Here is a 16,595-nt window from a genome sequence, read left to right as displayed (position 1 = left end):
CCGCCGCTTCCCTACGCCAACCGGATTACCTTTTCCGGGTCCGGACCGGCCGGTTTTCTCTCCATTAACCTTGAGCGCGTGAACTCATCCACTCCCGGCATCGAACCCGAACTGCAAGCACGCCGTGCCGCCTCGTTCGGCGCGGAGGCCGCCGCCTATGCCGAACATCGGCCGGACTATCCGGAAAAGGCACTGGCCTGGGGGCTGGCCGGCGCGGCGGGAACCCCGGAGCGAGTCCTCGACCTGGCGGCCGGGACCGGCAAGGTCAGCGAGGGACTGCTGGCACTGGGCGTCGAGGTCACGGCCGTCGAGCCGGACGAGAAGATGCTCGCCGAGCTCACCAGGACGCTCCCCGCCGTGACGCCGCTCGTCGGGACCGCCGAAGAGATCCCGTTGCCGGACGGCTCCGTGGACGCCGTGCTGGTGGGCCAGGCCGTCCACTGGTTCGATCTCGACCGGGCCTATCCGGAGATGGCCAGGGTGCTGAAACCCGGCGGAGTCTTTGCGGCGCTGTGGAACCACGACGACGAGTCGACGGCTTGGCTGGCGGAGTTGAACGCGCTGATCAAGACGTCGATGAGCAGGCGCTGGCTGAGTGACTACGAATCGCTGCCGGCACACGAAGCCTTCGAGCCGTTCGAGAAGAAGACGTTCGGCCACAAACAGCCCAGGACGGCGGAAACCCTGGTGGCCACTCTCGCCACCCATTCGCACATGCTGGTGGCCCCGGCGAAGGAACGCGAAGCCAAACTGCGCACGGCACGGGAATTCCTCGACCGGAATCCGGAAACCGCCACGGGGGAATTCGACCTGCCGATCACCACCACCGTCTTCCGGGCGCGGAAGCGATGACCGACTGGAAGGCGGCGTTCACGACGACGTTCGGCGCCCCCGCGTCGGCGGTGTCCGCGCGGATCTGGGCCGAGGTGTACGGCGACGAGTACCCCGCCGAGCTGGACACCTACAGCTTCGTGACCCGGACCGACCTGCGCCGCATCGCGGCCGAAGCGCGGCTGGAGCCGGGCGGGCGGCTCGCCGACATCGGCTGCGGGCGCGGCGGTCCCGGGCTGTGGGTCGCCGCCCGCACGTACGCGACGCTCACCGGCATCGACATCGCGGCGACTGCGCTGGCGTCGGCACGGCGCCGCGCGGAGGCGATGGACGTCGAGGCGACCGAGTTCCGGGTCGGCGACTTCGAGGACACCGGGCTGGACGACGCGTCGTTCGACGCGGTGATGAGTGTCGACGCGCTGCTGTTCGCGCCCGACAAGCGGCGCGCCTGCGAGGAGTTCGCGCGGATCCTCGCGCCGGGCGGGCGGCTGCTCGTGACGACCTGGGACTTCGACGGGCAGCCGGTGAACCGGCCGCCCCAGGTCGCCGACCACCGGCCGCTGCTGGAGGCCGCCGGTTTCGACGTCCTTTCCTACGAGGAGACGCCGGACTGGCGGGCGCGACAGCGGCGGACCGTGGAGCTTTCGCTCGAACGGCTGGAGGAACTCGCGGCCGAATCGGGCGACGATCCTTCGAGGCTCCGGGCGAGCCTCGAACAGACGCTGCGGAACCAGGACCTCATGACGCGGCGAGTGCTGATGATCGCCTCCCGCTGCGTTTAGTCCTCTAATTGCGGTAGTTGCCCACGCAAGGACCGCATTCAGAGGACTAAACGCGGTGGTTGCGCTCGTAGACCAGCCGCAGGCCCAGGAGCGTCAGATCCGGCGCGTGCTCGGTGATCGTCTCGGACTCGCCGAGCACCAGGGGTGCGAGGCCGCCGGTCGCGATCACCGCGACCGGATCCGCCCCGCCGGGCGAGAGCTCGCGCTTGATCCGCTTCACGAGGCCGTCGACCTGGCCGGCGAACCCGTAGAGGATGCCGGATTGCAGGCATTCCACGGTGTTCTTGCCGATCACCGACCGCGGCGGCACCAGCTCCACCTTGCGCAGCGCCGCGGCCCGCGCGGCCAGCGCGTCGACCGAGATCTCGATCCCGGGGGCGAACGCGCCGCCGAGGAACTCGCCCTTGGCGGAGATGGCGTCCACATTGGTCGAAGTCCCGAAATCCACCACCACACAGGCGGTCGACGGGTGCAGGTGATGCGCGGCCAGGGTGTTCACCAGCCGGTCCGCGCCCACCTCCTTGGGGTTGTCGACCAGGAGCGGCACACCGGTGCGCACCCCCGGCTCGATGACGATCTTCGGCACCCTGGCGTAGTACCGCGAAAGCATGACGCGCAACTCCCGCAGCACGGCGGGAACCGTGGACAGCGCGCTGATCCCGGTGACCGCGTCCGCATGCGAGCCGAGGAGCCCGCGCATGGTGAGCGCGAGCTCGTCGGCGGTCATCCGCGCGTCGGTGCGCATCCGCCAGTCACCGGCCAGCTCGTTTCCCGAATACAGCCCGAGAACGATGTTGGTGTTGCCGACGTCGATCGTGAGCAGCAAGGACTCAGCTTTCGGCGTGCAGCAGCGCGTCGAGACGGCGGGCGTCGGCGGTTTCGGCGACCGGGAAGGTCATCGTGTCGTCGTCGGCCAGGGTCACGGTGCCGCTCAGCAGACCGGAGCCCTCCGGCGCGTGCCCGGGGTTGGCGCCCTTCTCGACGATCCGGTTGTCCGCGTCGACGAAGACCACCCGCGGCCGGAACGCGGCCGCCTCGGCGTTCTCCATCTGCGCGTACGAAATCAGGATCACCAGGTCGCCCGGGTGCACCAAATGCGCCGCGGCGCCGTTGATCCCGAGCACCCCGCTGCCGCGTTCACCCGCGATCACGTAGGTTTCGAGCCGTGCGCCGTTGGTGACGTCCACAATGGACACCTGTTCGCCCGGCAGCAGATCCGCCGCGTCCATCAGGTCCTCGTCGACGGTCACCGATCCGACGTAGTGGAGATCGGCCTGGGTGACCGTCGCCCTATGGATCTTCGATTTCAGCATCGTGCGGTACATCGTGGACTCTCCCTATTCCCCTGCGTCCGGCGCGTGTTCCGGATGGTCCACGGCCGCGCCGAGCACCACCGGGACGTTGTCGATCAGCCGGGTACTCCCCACCCTGGCCGCGATCAGCAGACGCGCCTCACCGTCGACGGGCGCGGGCCCGAGGTCGGTTCCCCTCAATTCCAGATAGTCGACCTCGACCGCGGGCCGCGCGGCGAGGGTCTGCCTGGCGGTCGCCAGCACGGCTTCCGCTCCGTCGCGTCCGACGAAGGCACCCGCGGTGAGCGCCGCCGACAACACGATCGCGTCCTCGCGCTGTTCCGGAGTCAGGTAGACGTTGCGCGAGGACAACGCCAGCCCGTCGCGCTCCCGTACCGTCGGCACCCCGATGACGCGGGTGTCGAAGTTCAGGTCGCGCACCATCTTCTTGATCAGCACCAGCTGCTGGTAGTCCTTCTCCCCGAAGAAGGCGTAGTCCGGCCGCACGATGTTGAACAGTTTCGCCACCACGGTGAGCACGCCGGCGAAATGCCCCGGCCGCACCGCGCCTTCCAGCTCGTCGCCGAGCGCGCCGGGATGCACCGTGACGGTGGCCCCTTCGGGATACAGATCCGACGCCTTGGGCAGGAAGCCCAGCTCGACTCCGTCCTCCTTCAGCACCTCGAGGTCCTTGTCCAGCGGACGCGGGTACGCCTCGAAGTCCTCGCCCTCCCCGAACTGCAGGGGGTTCACGAAGATCGACGTCGCGACGACCGTGTTCGGCAGCCGCTTCGCCCGGCGGATCAGCTCGCGGTGGCCCGCGTGCAGGGCACCCATCGTGGGCACCAGCGCGACCTTGCGGCCGACGCCGTGCAGCGCACGCGTCACCTGGCTGACCTGCTCCGGCGGCTGGAAGGTGTGCAGCGTGCCTCGGGCGAATTTCGGTGTGGTCACTGGTTTTGCTGCCCTTCGGCGGGATCACTGAGGAGTTCGGTGAGCTCGGCGGCGGCCGAGGCGTCCAAGAGCCCGGCGGCGTCGCCGCGCGCCAGCGTGCGCTTGGCGAGCGCGCGGTAGCTCGGGGCGATGCCGGGGCCACGTTCGGCCAGCACCGCGAGATGCTTGCGCACGGTGCCGAGATCACCACGGGCCACCGGCCCGGTCAGTGCCCGGTCCCCGTGTCGCAGAACATTATCCAACGCCGCCGACAACAACGGAGCCACCAGGCGTTCGGGCTGGGCGATTCCCGCCTCCCGCAACAGTTCCGCGCAATCGGCGACCAGTGTCATCAGGTGGTTCGCCCCGTGCGCCAGCGCCGCGTGATAGAGCGCCCGCGCTTCGTCGGGGACCCGGACGGGCTCCGCGCCCATCTCCACGGTCAAGGCCTCGCCGACGTTCCACGCCGCTTCGTCACCCTCCGCCGCCGTGACGCCGAAATTGCAGGCGGCGAGCCTGTCGAGGTCTTCGGGGCGGCCGGTGAAGGTCATCACGGGATGCAGGGCCAGCGGCAGCGCGCCGGCCTCGGCGGCGGGCGCGAGGACGTCGATGCCGTGCGACCCGGAGGTGTGCACGACGATCTGTCCCGGGCGCACGGAGCCGGTGGCGACGAAACCGCGCACCATCCCGGCGAGCGCGTCGTCCGGCAGGGCCAGCAGGACCAGATCGGCCCGGCGGGCGACCTCGTCGGGCGGCAGGAGCGGCACGTCGGGGAGCAGCTGCTCCGCCCGGCGCACCGAAGCGTTGGAAAGGCCCGAAGCGGCGACGACCGTGTGCCCGGCCCTGGTGAGCGCCGCGCCTACGACACTGCCGACGCGGCCTGCGGAAACGACGCCCACGGCCAGGCGAGCGGGCCTCATCATGGCGTGCGCCAATGGACGCTCATGGTCGAAAACTCCTCAACTCGTTCCAGTCCCGCTCTGCGGTCGCGGGTACCAGACGACGGCGCGAGGGTAACCCTCCGGCCCGGCTCTGACCCGGCGCTCGTGACCAGCTTCACCTGACCGTGGTCATCCGCGCGGCGCGCCGTCGGCGAGCCGTACGGCCTCGGCCCGCGACGTCTTGAGCACCTGCAGCAGCTCGCTCTGCCGCTGTTTCGCCTCGTCGGTGAGCTTCGGGCCACGCCGCAGGAACGCGAGCTCGGTCACGCTGGCCTGGTAGCGGCCGACGGCCTTCGCCGCCTCGCGTCCCGACTGCTTCCGCGCTTGTTTGCGCCACGACCGCCGCCCGGAGAGGCTCGCCAGCAGCGACACCTCGGACGGGGCGATCCAGCGCGCGTCGACCATCATCGGCAGGGCGGCGGCGACGATCCGCTGCTCGCGGCGCCGCTGCATGACCACCACCGAGAAGACGCCGATGAACAACGGCACCATGATCAGGAAGTACACGTTCAGGAAGGTCTTGGCCCCGCCGAGCAGCGCGGCGCCGTTCCACAGCGCGTGCAGCAGCACGGCGACGAGGTAGCCGCCGATCGGCGCCAGGATCCGCAGCGAGCGGACCTTGCTGCTCGCGGCGACCCCGAGGCCGATCCCGGTCATCACGGCGAACAGCGGATGCGTGAACGGGGACAGCACGCCACGCAGGAAGAACGCCGCCAGCACGCCGGCGCTCGTGCCGTCACCGAAGCCGTGCTCGGCGAACGCGCGGCCGAAGTAATAGATGTTCTCGGTGAAGGCGAAGCCCGCCGCGGTGAACCCGGCGTAGACGATGCCGTCCACGACGCCGTCGAACTCGCTCGGGCGGCGCCACCACAGCAACAGGATGAACGCGGCCTTCGCGGCCTCCTCGACCAGCGGCGCGGAGACCAGGCCGCTGATCTTGCCGCCGACTCCCGTGCCGAGCAGCAGGTCGCCGACCGCCTCGGCGCCGCTGTTCAGCAGCAACGCGATGATCGTCGCGACGCACGCGCCCCACACGAAGGAAAGCAGCAGAAGCTTCGGCGGTTCCGGCTCCCAGCGGTCGACCCACAGGAACGCGGTGACCACCACGGCGACCGGGACCAGCGCCGCGAGCACACCGATCCCCACCGCGAGCGGGCCCACCTTTTCGGTCACCGTGCCGAAGACGAACAGCCCGCACAGCGCGACGGCGATCAGCCCGAGCACCGGCAGCAGCACGGTGATCGACCGAGACCGGCGGGGCCGGTCGAGACCGGGCGCCGGGGAGGAAGGCTCGCTCACAGCGGGTCACCCTACCGTCGGTACGGGACATGGGCGGGACGTGGAGCTGAAGTACGAGACGGCACCGGCCACACAGGTGAACCCGCCCTGCCGAAGGCCCCGCCATCGCGGTGGCAGGGCGCCTGCCCCGAGAAGGCGACCGGACTCACCGACGAGCGCCCTGCCGACGTCGATTGCGGTCGCGGGTTCACCCATCGGATCCGGTTCAGTCTTCGGCGCGCCGCCTGCGCCGCGGAGTGGATTCGTTCGCGCCGTTGGCGGCGAGCAGGTCCATCACCGAGCGGCCGGACGCGTGCGAGCCCGCGTCGGAGGTCTCCGGACGGCTGTGCGACGAGCCGTTGCGGGACGGCGTCTCGTCGTCCGGCTTCGCCCGCCTGCCGCCGTGACGGCCACCGCTGGACTCGGCGGCGCTCTGCCAGGCCGGGGGCTCCCCGTCGGGACGACGGCGACGGCCGCCACCGGTGGGCTCCGGGACGTTCGGCGCCGGGGTGATCGAGACCGAGGAGTCCTCGGCGGCCCGGCGACGGCGTCCGGCGCCACCGCCCTGCGCCAGCCGGATCTCTTCGGGCAACGTCGGGTTCACCGCGGGCGGCTCCTCCGCGGGCGGGGAGCTGTGCCGCGACGGCGCCTCGGCGGCCGGACGGCGCACCGGTTCGGGCTCCGGCTGCCGCACCGGCTCGGCCCGGCGGGGTGGCTCGGACACGGCCGGGATCGACGGCGGGGTCGGCGGCTCCGGTTCGCGACGCGGCTCCGGCCTCGGCTCGGGACGCGGCTGGGCGGCCGCGGGCTGGGGCTTGGCAGGCGGCGTCGGACGCAGCCGGTCCTGGAAGTCGTCCTTCCGGGGGAACGCCGCGCTCAGATCGGACACCGGGCGCTCCTGCGTCCACGACGGCTTCCACTCGCCGGTGGCCTCCATCGGCTCCGGCGTGGCGGGCTTGTTCGCGGGCGGCGGCGTGCCACCGGCCGGACGGGACCGCTCGACCGGCTTCATCCCGGGGCGGGTCAGGCCGAGCTCGCGGTTCGGCCGGGGACGGTCCGGCTCGACCTTCTTCACCGGCTTCGCCTGCGCCGGGGGCTTCACCGGCGGCGTCTGCTTCCGGGTCTGCTCCTCGGGCCGCGCCGCGGGAGGACGCTGCACGGTGCCGGCGTCGAGCCGCTGCTGCAGCGAAGACTGCTGCGGGCGGCGGGGCGGTTCGTTGCGCGGGGGCTCCGGACGCTGGGGCTGCCGGGCGATGGTGGGCATCGACGGCTGCGAGACCTCGGCGCGCGACACCCCCGGCATCGACGGGCGGGACACCTCGGCGGGCGTCACCGGCGGCGGGGTCTTGCGCGGAGCGTCGACCCTCGGCATCGGCCGGGAGACCTCGGCGGGCGACATCCCGGGGTTCGACATCTCGAGCCGCTCGCGGCGGGCGGCTTCGGCGGCGAGCGCTTCGGCCGCCTTCGAAGCGCGGGCGTCCGCCTTGCGCATACTGCGGCGAGTCGATTCGTCGACCGGCTTCGGCCGCTGGACCTGATTGCTCTGCCCGTAGCCGTTGGTGCCGTTGACCTGGCCGTTCGCCGGTTTGCGGCGGGCGGCGGGCGGGGTGCCCGCCCGCGCGGAAGCGGGTTCGAGGACGCGGTCGATCATCTCGGTCGGGCGCTCGCGCTCGCGTTCACGCTCGTCGACGTCGATCGTGGTGCTCTTGGCCGCCATGAGCTGGGGTTTGCCGTTGCCGTTCTCGGACCCCGCGCTCATCAGCTGCTTGTTGTCGAGGGACCGCATCCGGGTGGCCTGCGCGGTGAGCGCGACGCGTTCGAGGAGCACCTCGCCGCCGAAGAGCGACTGGAGGCTTTCACGCAGGGCGCTCACCTCGGCTCTGAGCGCTTCGAGCTCTTCCTGGGAGCGGCTCTCGGCGGCCTGCCTGGTCTCCGCCTCGATCTCCAGCTCGAACTCGCGGCGGGCGGCGATCTCGCGTTCCAGCTCCAGCTCGTAGACGGCCTGCGCCTCGGCGACGGCGTCCTCGCTCTGCGACACGTGTTTGCGGTAGCGGACCGCGAGGAACGCACCGATCAAGGCGGCCCACAGCGCCGCGACGATGCCCAACCGCAAGTAGCGGAGGTCGTCGGAAAGCACCAATGCGAGAGTCGCGCCGACGGCGAGAACCAAGCCGACGACAAGCCACGGCCTACCCGCAAGGCGGCCGCGCGAGTCGTCACCCACCCCGGTCATGCCCAACACCGTACCTTCTAGTAATCCGAACGAGACCTAGTCGGTACTTCGAGCGGTGGCTCTCGCGCGTTAACCGGTCGGCTCGGGATGGCTGTCCCGATCACCGCCCTCGGGGGTCCGGCAGCAGTGTTCGAGCCATAAAGCCGCAGCTACCAGCGCCACCGAGCTGACGATCCCGACCGTCGCCGAGCGGAGATCACCGCTCGCCGCGAGGAGTTCGTCACGTCGCGGAAAAAGATACGCGAAAGCCGCCAGCCAGACCCCCGTCATCACGGATCCGGCGAGCGACGAGGCCTTCGCGAGGGCCACCGATCGGGCGACGGAGATCGCGGAGAGCACGCGGTTGCTCTTGATCCGCGCACGGATGATGAAGGCGAGCACGACCTCGCAGAGCGCGAGGACGAGCAGCGTGATTCCGGCGAAGAGCGGAAGCGCGGGGATGGAGCCGTACGCGACCTGGAAGAGCAGATAGGCCAGGACCAATCCGAGGAGGCCGGCCACCGCCAGCTCGCGTGGCCGGGTGAAGTGCATGGTCCAACGCTACCTGGCAGGCTTGACTCTCCACCAACTGGAGAGTCGACGATGAAGCATATGGGCACCGCAGCGGTTTTCACCATCGGGGAGCTGGCCAAACGGACCGGCCTGCCGGTGAAGACCATCCGCTTCTACTCCGACGAAGGGCTCCTGCCCCCGACCGACCGCACCGATTCGGGCTACCGCCTCTACGACGCCACCGCGATGGCGCGCCTGGAGCTGGTCCGGACGCTGCGGGAACTCGGGCTGGGTCTCGCGGACGTGGAGCGGGCGCTGACCAGGGAAGCGACCATCGGGGACCTCGCGGTCCAGCACGTCGCCGCCCTGGACGAGCAGATCCGGCGGCTGGAACTGCGCCGCGCGGTCCTGCGAGCGGTGGCCAAACGGGACTCACCACTGGAGGAGGTCGAACTGATGAACAAACTCGCGTCGATGTCGGACGAAGACCGCAAACGTTTGCTCGACGAGTTCTGGGCGGACATGGTCGAAGGGCTCGATCTGGATCCGGAGTTCTACGAGCGGATGCGCTCGGCGAAACCTGAACTGCCCGACGACCCGACGCCCGAGCAGTTGGAGGCCTGGATCGAGTTCGCCGAACTCGTGCAGGACGAGGAGTTCCGCGCGTCCATCCGCCGGATGAGCGAGTGGCACTCGCAGCTCCGGAAGCAGGACGGGGCGGACTTCGGCGCGAAGCAGCAGGAGCTGTGGACGGCGTGGAGCGCGAAGGCGACCGAAGCGCTCGAAGCCGGCCTCGCGCCGGACTCGCCCGAAGGCCGGGAGCTGGCGGAGACGATCTTCACCCAGTCTTCGCGGAACGGCCGCGACCCGCACGACCCCGCCTGGCGGAAGCGGCTGACCGACGGGATGGCGATCAGCTCCGACCCGCGAGCCGAGCGGTACTGGCTGCTGCTGGGGAAGATGAACGGCTGGCCGTCGTTCCCGTCGCAGATGCGGCAGGCCGAGTGGATCATCGCCGCCCTGCGCTCCGCGCTCGCCTAACGCGCGTTTAGTCCTCTTAATGCGGTGGTTGGCATTGCGAACTACCGCATTCAGAGGACGAAATGCGTGAGGCGGACGGAGTCGCGGTCCGAGGCGGGGCGGGCGGCGAGGAGGTCGGCGACCGGGCCGTGGCCGGGGAGCACCGCGTCGGGCTCGATCTCCAGCCAGGGGATCAGCACGCTCGCGCGCTCCGGCGTGCCGGGATGCGGAAGCAGCAACTGGGGGTCGTCGGAGCGAACCCCGTCCACGGTCACTATGTCGACATCCAGCGTGCGCGGACCCCACCGGAGTTCACGCACGCGCTCCGCCGCCTGCTCGACGGCCTGCCCGGTGCGCAGCCAGTCCCAGTGATCGCGCACCGGATCGTCGACCAGGACGACGGCGTTCAGGAAGTCCGGCTGGTCCTCGACTCCCCAAGCCTTGGTCTCGTACACCGACGACACCGCGACGACCGCGGGCCGGACCGCGTCGACGGCGGACCGGAGGTACGCGAGCCGGTCACCCAGGTTGGAGCCGAGCGAGAGCAGCGCGCGGCTCATCGTTCGCGTCGCACCGTGACGGCGACGTCGTCGAAGTTCAGCGGGATGGGCGCGGACGGCTTGTGCACCGTCACCTCGACGGCGGACAGCCGCTCGTCGCGCAGCACCTCGTCGGCGATCTTCCCGGCGACACTCTCGATGAGGTCGTACGGCTCGCCCGCCACGATCCCGGCGGCGAGTTCGGCCAGTTCGCCGTAGTGCAGCGTCTTGGTCAGGTCGTCGGACGCGGCGGCCGGACCGAGGTCCAGCCACACCACGATGTCGACGACGAACTCCTGCCCGTCCCGCTTCTCGTGGTCGAAGACCCCGTGCCTGCCGAAGACCCTCAATCCGGTCAACGTGATCCGGTCAGACAACGGGACTCCCCTTCCGCCAAGCCGCCGCGACGGTCACGGCGTCGATACTCGCGCCGACCTCGTGCACCCGCACACCCCAGGCACCGGCCGCCGCCGCGAGCGCGGACACGGCCGCGGTCGCGTTCTCCCGGCCGTCCGGCGGAGCGGGCTTTCCGTCCTTTCCGGACAAAAGCCGCCCGAGGAACCGCTTGCGCGACGCGCCGACGAGGACCGGGAAACCCAGTGACAGAAAGGAATCCAGGCCGTTCAGCAACGCCCAGTCGTGCTCGGCGTTCTTCGCGAAACCCAGCCCGGGGTCGAGCACGATCGCGCTGCGGTCGACGCCCGCGGCGAGCGCTTCGTCCACTCGGGACAGCAACTCGCCGCGCACGTCCGCGACGACGTCCTCATAGGACGCCAGCGCGTTCATGTCCTTGCTGTGCCCGCGCCAGTGCATCAGCACATACGGGACACCGGTCTCGGCGGCCACCTTCGCCATGTTCGGATCGGCCAGCCCGCCGGAGACGTCGTTGATGACGGACGCGCCCGCCTCGACCGCGGCGAGGGCGACCTCGGCGCGGGTGGTGTCCACGGACATCGCGATACCGTCGGCGGCAAGCGAGCGGATCACCGGCATGATCCGGGAAATCTCGGTCCCGGCGTCCACCCGGGACGCTCCCGGCCGCGTCGACTCCCCGCCGACGTCGATCAGATCCGCGCCGCGCGCCCACATCTCGTGCGCGTGCTCCAGCGCCTGCTCGACGCCGAGGTAGCGGCCACCGTCCGAAAAGGAATCCGGGGTGACGTTCAGGATGCCCATCACCGCACACCGGCCGGGCCGGGGCAGGGCGGTCATCGACGGCCCTTGATCAGATCCAGCGCCTCCGCCCGCGAGGACGCCGAAGACTGCAGCAGCCCGCGCACGGCGGACGTCGTCGTCCTGGCGCCGGGTTTGCGGATCCCGCGCATGGCCATGCAAAGGTGTTCGGCCTCGACCACGACGATCGCGCCGCGGGGCTCGAGTTTGCGCATGAGCGCGTCTGCGACCTGGGAGGTCAGGCGCTCCTGGACCTGCGGGCGCTTGGCGTAGAGATCGACGAGGCGGGCCAGTTTGGACAGGCCGGTGACCTTGCCGTGGCCGTTCGGGATGTAGCCGACGTGGGCGACACCGTGGAAGGGCACCAAGTGGTGTTCACAGGTGCTGAACATCGGGATGTCCGTCACGAGCACGAGTTCTTCGTGTGCCTCGTCGAACGTGCGGTCCAGGACGTGGTCCGGTTCGGTGTAGAGACCGGCGAACATTTCCCGGTAAGCGCGAGCGACCCGGGCCGGGGTCTCCAAGAGACCGTCCCGGTCCGGGTCCTCACCACAGGCGAGCAGGAGTTCGCGTACGGCTTTCTCGGCCCGGTCCTGGTCGAAGACCGGGCTGGGGCCGTTACCGCTTGGTGTCGTCCTGTCCGTCGTCACGCCGTTGCTGTCCTTCGTCCTGCTGACCGCCGGGCTGGTCAGCGAACCAGCCGTCGCGCGGGCGGTCTTCGGCGGGACGCCAGGGCTGGTTCGGCTGGCCGCCCGGCTGCGTGGCCGGGGTCCATCCGGGAGGAGCCCCGTAGTTCGGCGGGCCGCCTACGGGCCCACCCTGGTAACCGCCTGCCGGTCCGCCCGGCTGCTGCCCACCATATGCCTGGGGCCAGTGACCGGTGCCGTTCGGCCCGCCGTTGGGGCGACCGCCGTTGGGGTAGGCGCCCGGCGGCGGAGGGGCGTACGGGTTGGCGTTCGGGTCCGGCGGCGGGGCCGGCTGCGTGTACGGCGGGCCGCCGGGAAGGTCGCCGCCGCCCTGCGCGGTGCCGACCGGGGTCGGCGCCGGCTGCAGTACCGGCTGCTCCTTCTTCTCCTCCGGCGGGGGCCACGGCTCGCCGCGCTCCATCGCCAGCTCGCCGGGGGTCTTGATCGGCGGCTTGTCGGACGGCTTGCGGTCGCCGAACTCGTTGAAGATGGTGATGTGCGGGCGCTTCTCGACGGTCGCGAAGATCCGCTCGAGGTCCTTGCGGGTCAGCGTCTCCTTCTCGAGGAGTTCGATGACCAGCTCGTCCAGCACGTCGCGGTAGGTGCTCAGCACGTGCCACGCCTCGGTGTGCGCGGTCTCGATGAGCTTGCGCACCTCCTCGTCGATCTCGTGCGCGACCTCCAGCGAGTAGTCCGCCTGGCGGCCTGCCGAGCGGCCGAGGAACGGGTCGCCCTGTTCCTGGCCGTACTTGACCGCGCCGAGCCGGGCGCTCATGCCGTATTCGGTGACCATCGCGCGGGCGATCTTCGTCGCCTGCTCGATGTCGGAGGAGGCACCGGTGGTGGGCTCGTGGAAGACGAGCTCCTCCGCGGTCCGGCCGCCCATCGCGAAGACCAGGCGCCCGATCATCTCCGAACGGGTCATCAACTCCTTGTCGTCCTCCGGGACGAGAAGGGCGTGCCCGCCGGTGCGCCCGCGCGGGAGGATCGTCAGCTTGTAGACCGGCTCGATGTCCGGCATCGCCCACGCGGCGAGCGCGTGCCCGCCCTCGTGGTAGGCCGTGATCTTCTTCTCCTTCTCGGAGATGATCCGGCTCTTGCGGGCGGGGCCGCCGACGACGCGGTCGACGGACTCCTCCAGCGCGGCGTCGGTGATCACGTGCCCGTTCTGGCGGGCGGTGAGCAGCGCGGCCTCGTTGAGCACGTTCGCCAGGTCCGCGCCGGACATGCCGACGGTCCGCTTGGCGAGGCTGCTCAGGTCGGTGCCCTGCGCGATCGGCTTGCCCTTGGCGTGCACCTCGAGGATCGCCTTGCGGCCGCGCATGTCCGGCGCGGACACCGGGATCTGGCGGTCGAAGCGGCCGGGGCGCAGGAGTGCCGGGTCGAGGATGTCGGGGCGGTTGGTCGCGGCGATCAGGATGATGCCGCCGCGCGCGTCGAAGCCGTCCATCTCGACGAGGAGCTGGTTCAGCGTCTGCTCGCGTTCGTCGTGGCCGCCGCCGAGGCCGGCGCCGCGCTGGCGGCCGACCGCGTCGATCTCGTCGACGAAGATGATGCAGGGCGCGTTCTGCTTGGCCTGCTCGAACAGGTCGCGGACGCGCGAGGCGCCGACACCGACGAACATCTCGACGAAGTCCGAACCGGAGATCGTGTAGAACGGCACGCCCGCCTCACCGGCGGCGGCGCGCGCGAGCAGCGTCTTACCGGTACCGGGCGGCCCGTAGAGCAGGACGCCCTTGGGGATCTTCGCGCCGAGCGCCTGGTAGCGCGCCGGGTTCTGCAGGAAGTCCTTGATCTCGTACAGCTCTTCGACGGCCTCGTCGGCGCCCGCGACGTCCCCGAAGGTCGTCTTGGGCATGTCCTTGTTGAGCTGCTTGGCCTTCGACTTGCCGAAGTTGAGGACGCGGTTCCCGCCGCCCTGGGCGTTGTTCATCATCCACATCAGCAGGCCCAGCACCAGCGCCAGCGGAATGGCGAAGATCAGGATCTGGGTGAGGACGTTCTGCTGGGTGACCTTGGTGGTGAACTTGACCGGGTTGTCACCGCTCTTGAGGCCGATGAGCTGGCCGTAGATGGTGCCCGCGACGTTCGCCGGGTACTGGGCGATGATCTGGTCGACCTGCTGGCCGTCGACCTCGATCTTCTTGTTCAGCAGCAGCTTGATCTGCTGCTCCTTGTCCTCTTGCGAGGCTTCCTTGACGTTGTTCGCGGTGATCTGCTGGTTCGCGATCGAGATCGGCACCTGGGTGTAGCCACGATCACTGTCGAAGATCGTGTTGTATGCGAGAAACGCCAGTACCGCCGCGAGAATCCAGAGCACTGGGTTCCTGAGCACGCTCTTCCGGTTCATACGACTCGGCCCTGGTGGCCTCGACCCTTCCTGGTTGGGCGGCTCCTGTGATACCCGCCATCACGATCTTGACGACCCATGGTGCTCCGACACCCGCCCCTCAGGATACCGCCCGCCTGGACGGATGAGGGTGGTGAGCCTCTCGGACGTAAACGGCGGACGCCTCGTGAGGGTTCCCGGAGCGGGACCCTAGCGTGTGTCGACCGCCACACCGGCGGCCATTTCCCCCAGCCGCATGCGGAGTGTCTTGACGTCGGCGGGCGAGACGGTGACCCACTCGCGGCCGTCCGGACCGGCCTGTGACGTGCTGAGATACCGGCCGCTGGCGGTGTCGAACCAGCCGAGGACCCGGGACCGCTGCTTGGCGCCGACGTGGGATCGGCTGTTCGCTGCGAGCTGACCGCCGCGAAGCCTCGGCTGGCCGGTGAGCTTGCCGAACGCCTCGCGCGGGTCCGCGGTGATGCGTTCACTGAGCGAGACGCGCGGCTTGTCCTTGCGGCGGCTCTTCGCCGCTTCAGGCTCTTCGGACTGCTTCGTCGCGTTGATGGCGGCGCGGATCGGCTCGGTGCGGCGGGCGTCGTCGATCGGCAGCGTGACGGACGCCTCCGAGCCGCGCTGCCCTGGGGGCAGTAGATCGACGACCGCCGTCGGGAGCCCGTCGGCGGGTGCTTCGCGCAGCCAGATCCCGGACTGGTCCTGGATCGCGATCACCGCGTCGCGGCCGTCGGTGGCGCCGAGCACGGCGATCGTCGGGGCCTGGAAATCGGGGATGTGCAGCGCGTCGATGGTCAGCGAACCGCGGGCGAGGAGGTACAGCCAGTCCTCGATCCGCCGCTCCAGCCGCCCCCGGCCGTCGCGGATGCCGCGGGCCTGGAGCTCGTTGTCGACGCGCTGGCGCAGCGCCCGGCGTTCGAGCTCGGTCGCGCCGTGCGACCGGACGCGCAGCGGGTACGGCAGGTCGCCGAGCTCGGCGGACTCCCAGAGGAAGTCGAACGCCATCGGCGTGAAATGTTCCTGGTGCATTGCTCCGTGCCCTCCCGGCACCTCGGCTTCTGGGCCTCGGGACGCCCAGCGGGTTCACGATAGCGAAGGGGTACGACAGTCGTCGTCCGGATGCGCTAAGTGCCCGCCGCGAACGCTATGAAAGGTCCTTTCCTTGCAAATTTTGCAAGGAAAGGACCTTTCATTGCACGCGAGTGAGGGGGCGGGTCAGCGCGCGAGGGAAGCCTCGGAAGCGATCTTCCCCAGCATCTCCGTGAGCCGGTGCCGCAGCGTCGCCGGATCGGCGGGCGCGATGGTGATCCAATCCCGGCCGTCGGCACCGCGGGTGGCCTGGGTGAAGTACCGGCCGGACTGCGTGTCGAACCAGCTCAGCACCGAAGACCGGCTCCGCGTGCCGTGCTTGCTGCGCGCGTTCGCGCCGAACTGGCCACCGCGAAGCCGCGGCTGCGCCTGAAGCCGCGACAGGGCCTTGCGGTCCTCGTCGGACGTCGCGGTGCCGTCGATCTGCGGCTGGCGACGCTGGAGGAAGTCCGCCCCCGAAGCGCCGACGAGCCCGTCCAGCGGGAGGGTGATCGACTTCTCCGTGCCGCGGCTCCCCGGCGGCAGGAGGGAGACGATCGCGCTCGCGAGGCCGTCCGGGGCGATCGGGTGCAGGTGGAAACCGCGCGGGTCCTGCACCGTCAGCAGGCCTTGGCCACCGAGCACTGACGCGACCGCGAGCAGCGGTTCGGTGTTGGGGTTGTTGAGCTGGACGCAGTCCAGGCTCAGGTCCGGCCGCGCGAGGACACCGAAGTAGTCCTCGATATGCGGCTCGGGACGTCCGCGCTCGTCGGCGAGGCGGCGCTGGTTCAGCGACTGGAGCGTCTGCGTCCGCAGGGCCCCGCGCTCGTCCATGGTCGCCCCGTGCGAGCGGAGCCGCAGCGGGTACGGCAGCTCTCCGGCGTTCGCGCTCTCCCACAGGAAGTCCAGCTCGACCGGCGTGAGCAGCTCACCGTTCGCCATCTTCGGCCCCCAAACAAGTCAGCGGGCGCGCGGCCGGATCG

General features: G+C 70.3%; 17 protein-coding genes. 3 read left to right on the top strand and 14 right to left on the bottom strand.

What is annotated here, in order from left to right:
- The first annotated feature begins 78 nt into the window (after nt 1–78).
- On the top strand, nt 79–852 hold the full coding sequence (locus DMC61_RS35800; protein WP_125694974.1) for a class I SAM-dependent methyltransferase: 774 nt from the start codon (nt 79–81) through the stop codon (nt 850–852).
- Nucleotides 849–1,613 (top strand): class I SAM-dependent methyltransferase, encoded by a 765-nt coding sequence (locus tag DMC61_RS35795; RefSeq protein WP_125694973.1) that lies wholly within the window; start codon nt 849–851, stop codon nt 1,611–1,613. The genes DMC61_RS35800 and DMC61_RS35795 overlap by 4 nt, the downstream gene beginning before the upstream one ends.
- Nucleotides 1,614–1,659: 46 nt before the next feature.
- On the opposite strand, the gene DMC61_RS35790 is transcribed toward DMC61_RS35795, so the two are convergent.
- The 7 genes from DMC61_RS35790 to DMC61_RS35760 all read right to left on the bottom strand — a co-directional run bounded on the left by DMC61_RS35790 (nt 1,660) and on the right by DMC61_RS35760 (nt 8,821).
- On the bottom strand, nt 1,660–2,439 hold the full coding sequence (locus tag DMC61_RS35790; RefSeq protein ID WP_125694972.1) for a type III pantothenate kinase: 780 nt from the start codon (nt 2,437–2,439) through the stop codon (nt 1,660–1,662).
- Between the two features lie 4 nt (nt 2,440–2,443).
- The gene (panD, locus tag DMC61_RS35785) at nt 2,444–2,938 is read right to left on the bottom strand and encodes an aspartate 1-decarboxylase (RefSeq protein ID WP_016337767.1); all 495 of its coding nucleotides are present in this window, start codon (nt 2,936–2,938) and stop codon (nt 2,444–2,446) included.
- A gap of 12 nt (nt 2,939–2,950) precedes the next feature.
- A complete protein-coding gene (gene panC / locus DMC61_RS35780) occupies nt 2,951–3,859 on the bottom strand; it encodes a pantoate--beta-alanine ligase (RefSeq protein WP_016337768.1) in 909 nt (302 codons plus the stop codon).
- Complete coding sequence (locus tag DMC61_RS35775) at nt 3,856–4,761, bottom strand: Rossmann-like and DUF2520 domain-containing protein (protein WP_125694971.1); 906 nt, start codon at nt 4,759–4,761, stop codon at nt 3,856–3,858. The genes panC and DMC61_RS35775 overlap by 4 nt, the downstream gene beginning before the upstream one ends.
- A 147-nt stretch (nt 4,762–4,908) precedes the next feature.
- On the bottom strand, nt 4,909–6,078 hold the full coding sequence (locus DMC61_RS35770) for a PrsW family intramembrane metalloprotease (protein WP_016337770.1): 1,170 nt from the start codon (nt 6,076–6,078) through the stop codon (nt 4,909–4,911).
- 205 nt (nt 6,079–6,283) lie between these two features.
- Nucleotides 6,284–8,290, bottom strand: a complete 2,007-nt coding sequence (locus DMC61_RS35765; protein ID WP_125694970.1) for a DUF6779 domain-containing protein — start codon at nt 8,288–8,290, stop codon at nt 6,284–6,286.
- A gap of 69 nt (nt 8,291–8,359) precedes the next feature.
- Nucleotides 8,360–8,821 carry a DUF3180 domain-containing protein gene (locus DMC61_RS35760; RefSeq protein ID WP_063275557.1) on the bottom strand — a complete coding sequence of 154 codons (462 nt, stop codon included), beginning with the start codon at nt 8,819–8,821 and terminating at the stop codon, nt 8,360–8,362.
- Nucleotides 8,822–8,881: 60 nt separating this feature from the next.
- Here DMC61_RS35760 and DMC61_RS35755 point away from each other — a divergent pair, with 60 nt between their 5' ends.
- Nucleotides 8,882–9,823, top strand: a complete 942-nt coding sequence (locus DMC61_RS35755) for a MerR family transcriptional regulator (protein WP_125694969.1) — start codon at nt 8,882–8,884, stop codon at nt 9,821–9,823.
- 50 nt (nt 9,824–9,873) lie between these two features.
- On the opposite strand, the gene folK is transcribed toward DMC61_RS35755, so the two are convergent.
- The 7 genes from folK to DMC61_RS35720 all read right to left on the bottom strand — a co-directional run bounded on the left by folK (nt 9,874) and on the right by DMC61_RS35720 (nt 16,554).
- Nucleotides 9,874–10,362 (bottom strand): 2-amino-4-hydroxy-6-hydroxymethyldihydropteridine diphosphokinase, encoded by a 489-nt coding sequence (gene folK / locus DMC61_RS35750; RefSeq protein WP_125694968.1) that lies wholly within the window; start codon nt 10,360–10,362, stop codon nt 9,874–9,876.
- On the bottom strand, nt 10,359–10,718 hold the full coding sequence (gene folB / locus DMC61_RS35745) for a dihydroneopterin aldolase (RefSeq protein WP_125694967.1): 360 nt from the start codon (nt 10,716–10,718) through the stop codon (nt 10,359–10,361). The genes folK and folB overlap by 4 nt, the downstream gene beginning before the upstream one ends.
- Nucleotides 10,711–11,553, bottom strand: coding sequence for a dihydropteroate synthase (gene folP / locus DMC61_RS35740; RefSeq protein ID WP_199750179.1), 843 nt, complete (start codon nt 11,551–11,553; stop codon nt 10,711–10,713). Before folP ends, folB begins: the two co-directional genes overlap by 8 nt.
- Nucleotides 11,550–12,164, bottom strand: coding sequence for a GTP cyclohydrolase I FolE (gene folE / locus DMC61_RS35735; RefSeq protein WP_125694966.1), 615 nt, complete (start codon nt 12,162–12,164; stop codon nt 11,550–11,552). Before folE ends, folP begins: the two co-directional genes overlap by 4 nt.
- Nucleotides 12,133–14,550 (bottom strand): ATP-dependent zinc metalloprotease FtsH, encoded by a 2,418-nt coding sequence (ftsH, locus tag DMC61_RS35730; protein ID WP_125694964.1) that lies wholly within the window; start codon nt 14,548–14,550, stop codon nt 12,133–12,135. Before ftsH ends, folE begins: the two co-directional genes overlap by 32 nt.
- A gap of 189 nt (nt 14,551–14,739) precedes the next feature.
- Nucleotides 14,740–15,573 carry an ESX secretion-associated protein EspG gene (locus DMC61_RS35725; protein WP_125694962.1) on the bottom strand — a complete coding sequence of 278 codons (834 nt, stop codon included), beginning with the start codon at nt 15,571–15,573 and terminating at the stop codon, nt 14,740–14,742.
- Nucleotides 15,574–15,759: 186 nt separating this feature from the next.
- Nucleotides 15,760–16,554 (bottom strand): ESX secretion-associated protein EspG, encoded by a 795-nt coding sequence (locus tag DMC61_RS35720; RefSeq protein WP_125694960.1) that lies wholly within the window; start codon nt 16,552–16,554, stop codon nt 15,760–15,762.
- Nucleotides 16,555–16,595 lie beyond the last annotated feature (41 nt).

This window comes from Amycolatopsis sp. WAC 04169, assembly GCF_003947535.1.
GTDB lineage: Bacteria > Actinomycetota > Actinomycetes > Mycobacteriales > Pseudonocardiaceae > Amycolatopsis > Amycolatopsis keratiniphila.
This window is presented reverse-complemented; position numbering and strand designations above follow the sequence as displayed.

Excerpts from the sequence above, each read along its gene's own strand:
- DMC61_RS35765 (WP_125694970.1), bottom strand. The coding sequence starts at position 8,290 with ATGACCGGGGTGGGTGACGACTCGCGCGGCCGCCTTGCGGGTAGGCCG.
- DMC61_RS35720 (WP_125694960.1), bottom strand. The coding sequence starts at position 16,554 with ATGGCGAACGGTGAGCTGCTCACGCCGGTCGAGCTGGACTTCCTGTGG.
- panD (WP_016337767.1), bottom strand. The coding sequence starts at position 2,938 with ATGTACCGCACGATGCTGAAATCGAAGATCCATAGGGCGACGGTCACC.
- DMC61_RS35725 (WP_125694962.1), bottom strand. The coding sequence starts at position 15,573 with ATGCACCAGGAACATTTCACGCCGATGGCGTTCGACTTCCTCTGGGAG.
- folK (WP_125694968.1), bottom strand. The coding sequence starts at position 10,362 with ATGAGCCGCGCGCTGCTCTCGCTCGGCTCCAACCTGGGTGACCGGCTC.
- ftsH (WP_125694964.1), bottom strand. The coding sequence starts at position 14,550 with ATGAACCGGAAGAGCGTGCTCAGGAACCCAGTGCTCTGGATTCTCGCG.
- folP (WP_199750179.1), bottom strand. The coding sequence starts at position 11,553 with ATGACCGCCCTGCCCCGGCCCGGCCGGTGTGCGGTGATGGGCATCCTG.
- DMC61_RS35760 (WP_063275557.1), bottom strand. The coding sequence starts at position 8,821 with ATGCACTTCACCCGGCCACGCGAGCTGGCGGTGGCCGGCCTCCTCGGA.
- DMC61_RS35775 (WP_125694971.1), bottom strand. The coding sequence starts at position 4,761 with ATGATGAGGCCCGCTCGCCTGGCCGTGGGCGTCGTTTCCGCAGGCCGC.
- DMC61_RS35755 (WP_125694969.1), top strand. The coding sequence starts at position 8,882 with ATGGGCACCGCAGCGGTTTTCACCATCGGGGAGCTGGCCAAACGGACC.
- DMC61_RS35795 (WP_125694973.1), top strand. The coding sequence starts at position 849 with ATGACCGACTGGAAGGCGGCGTTCACGACGACGTTCGGCGCCCCCGCG.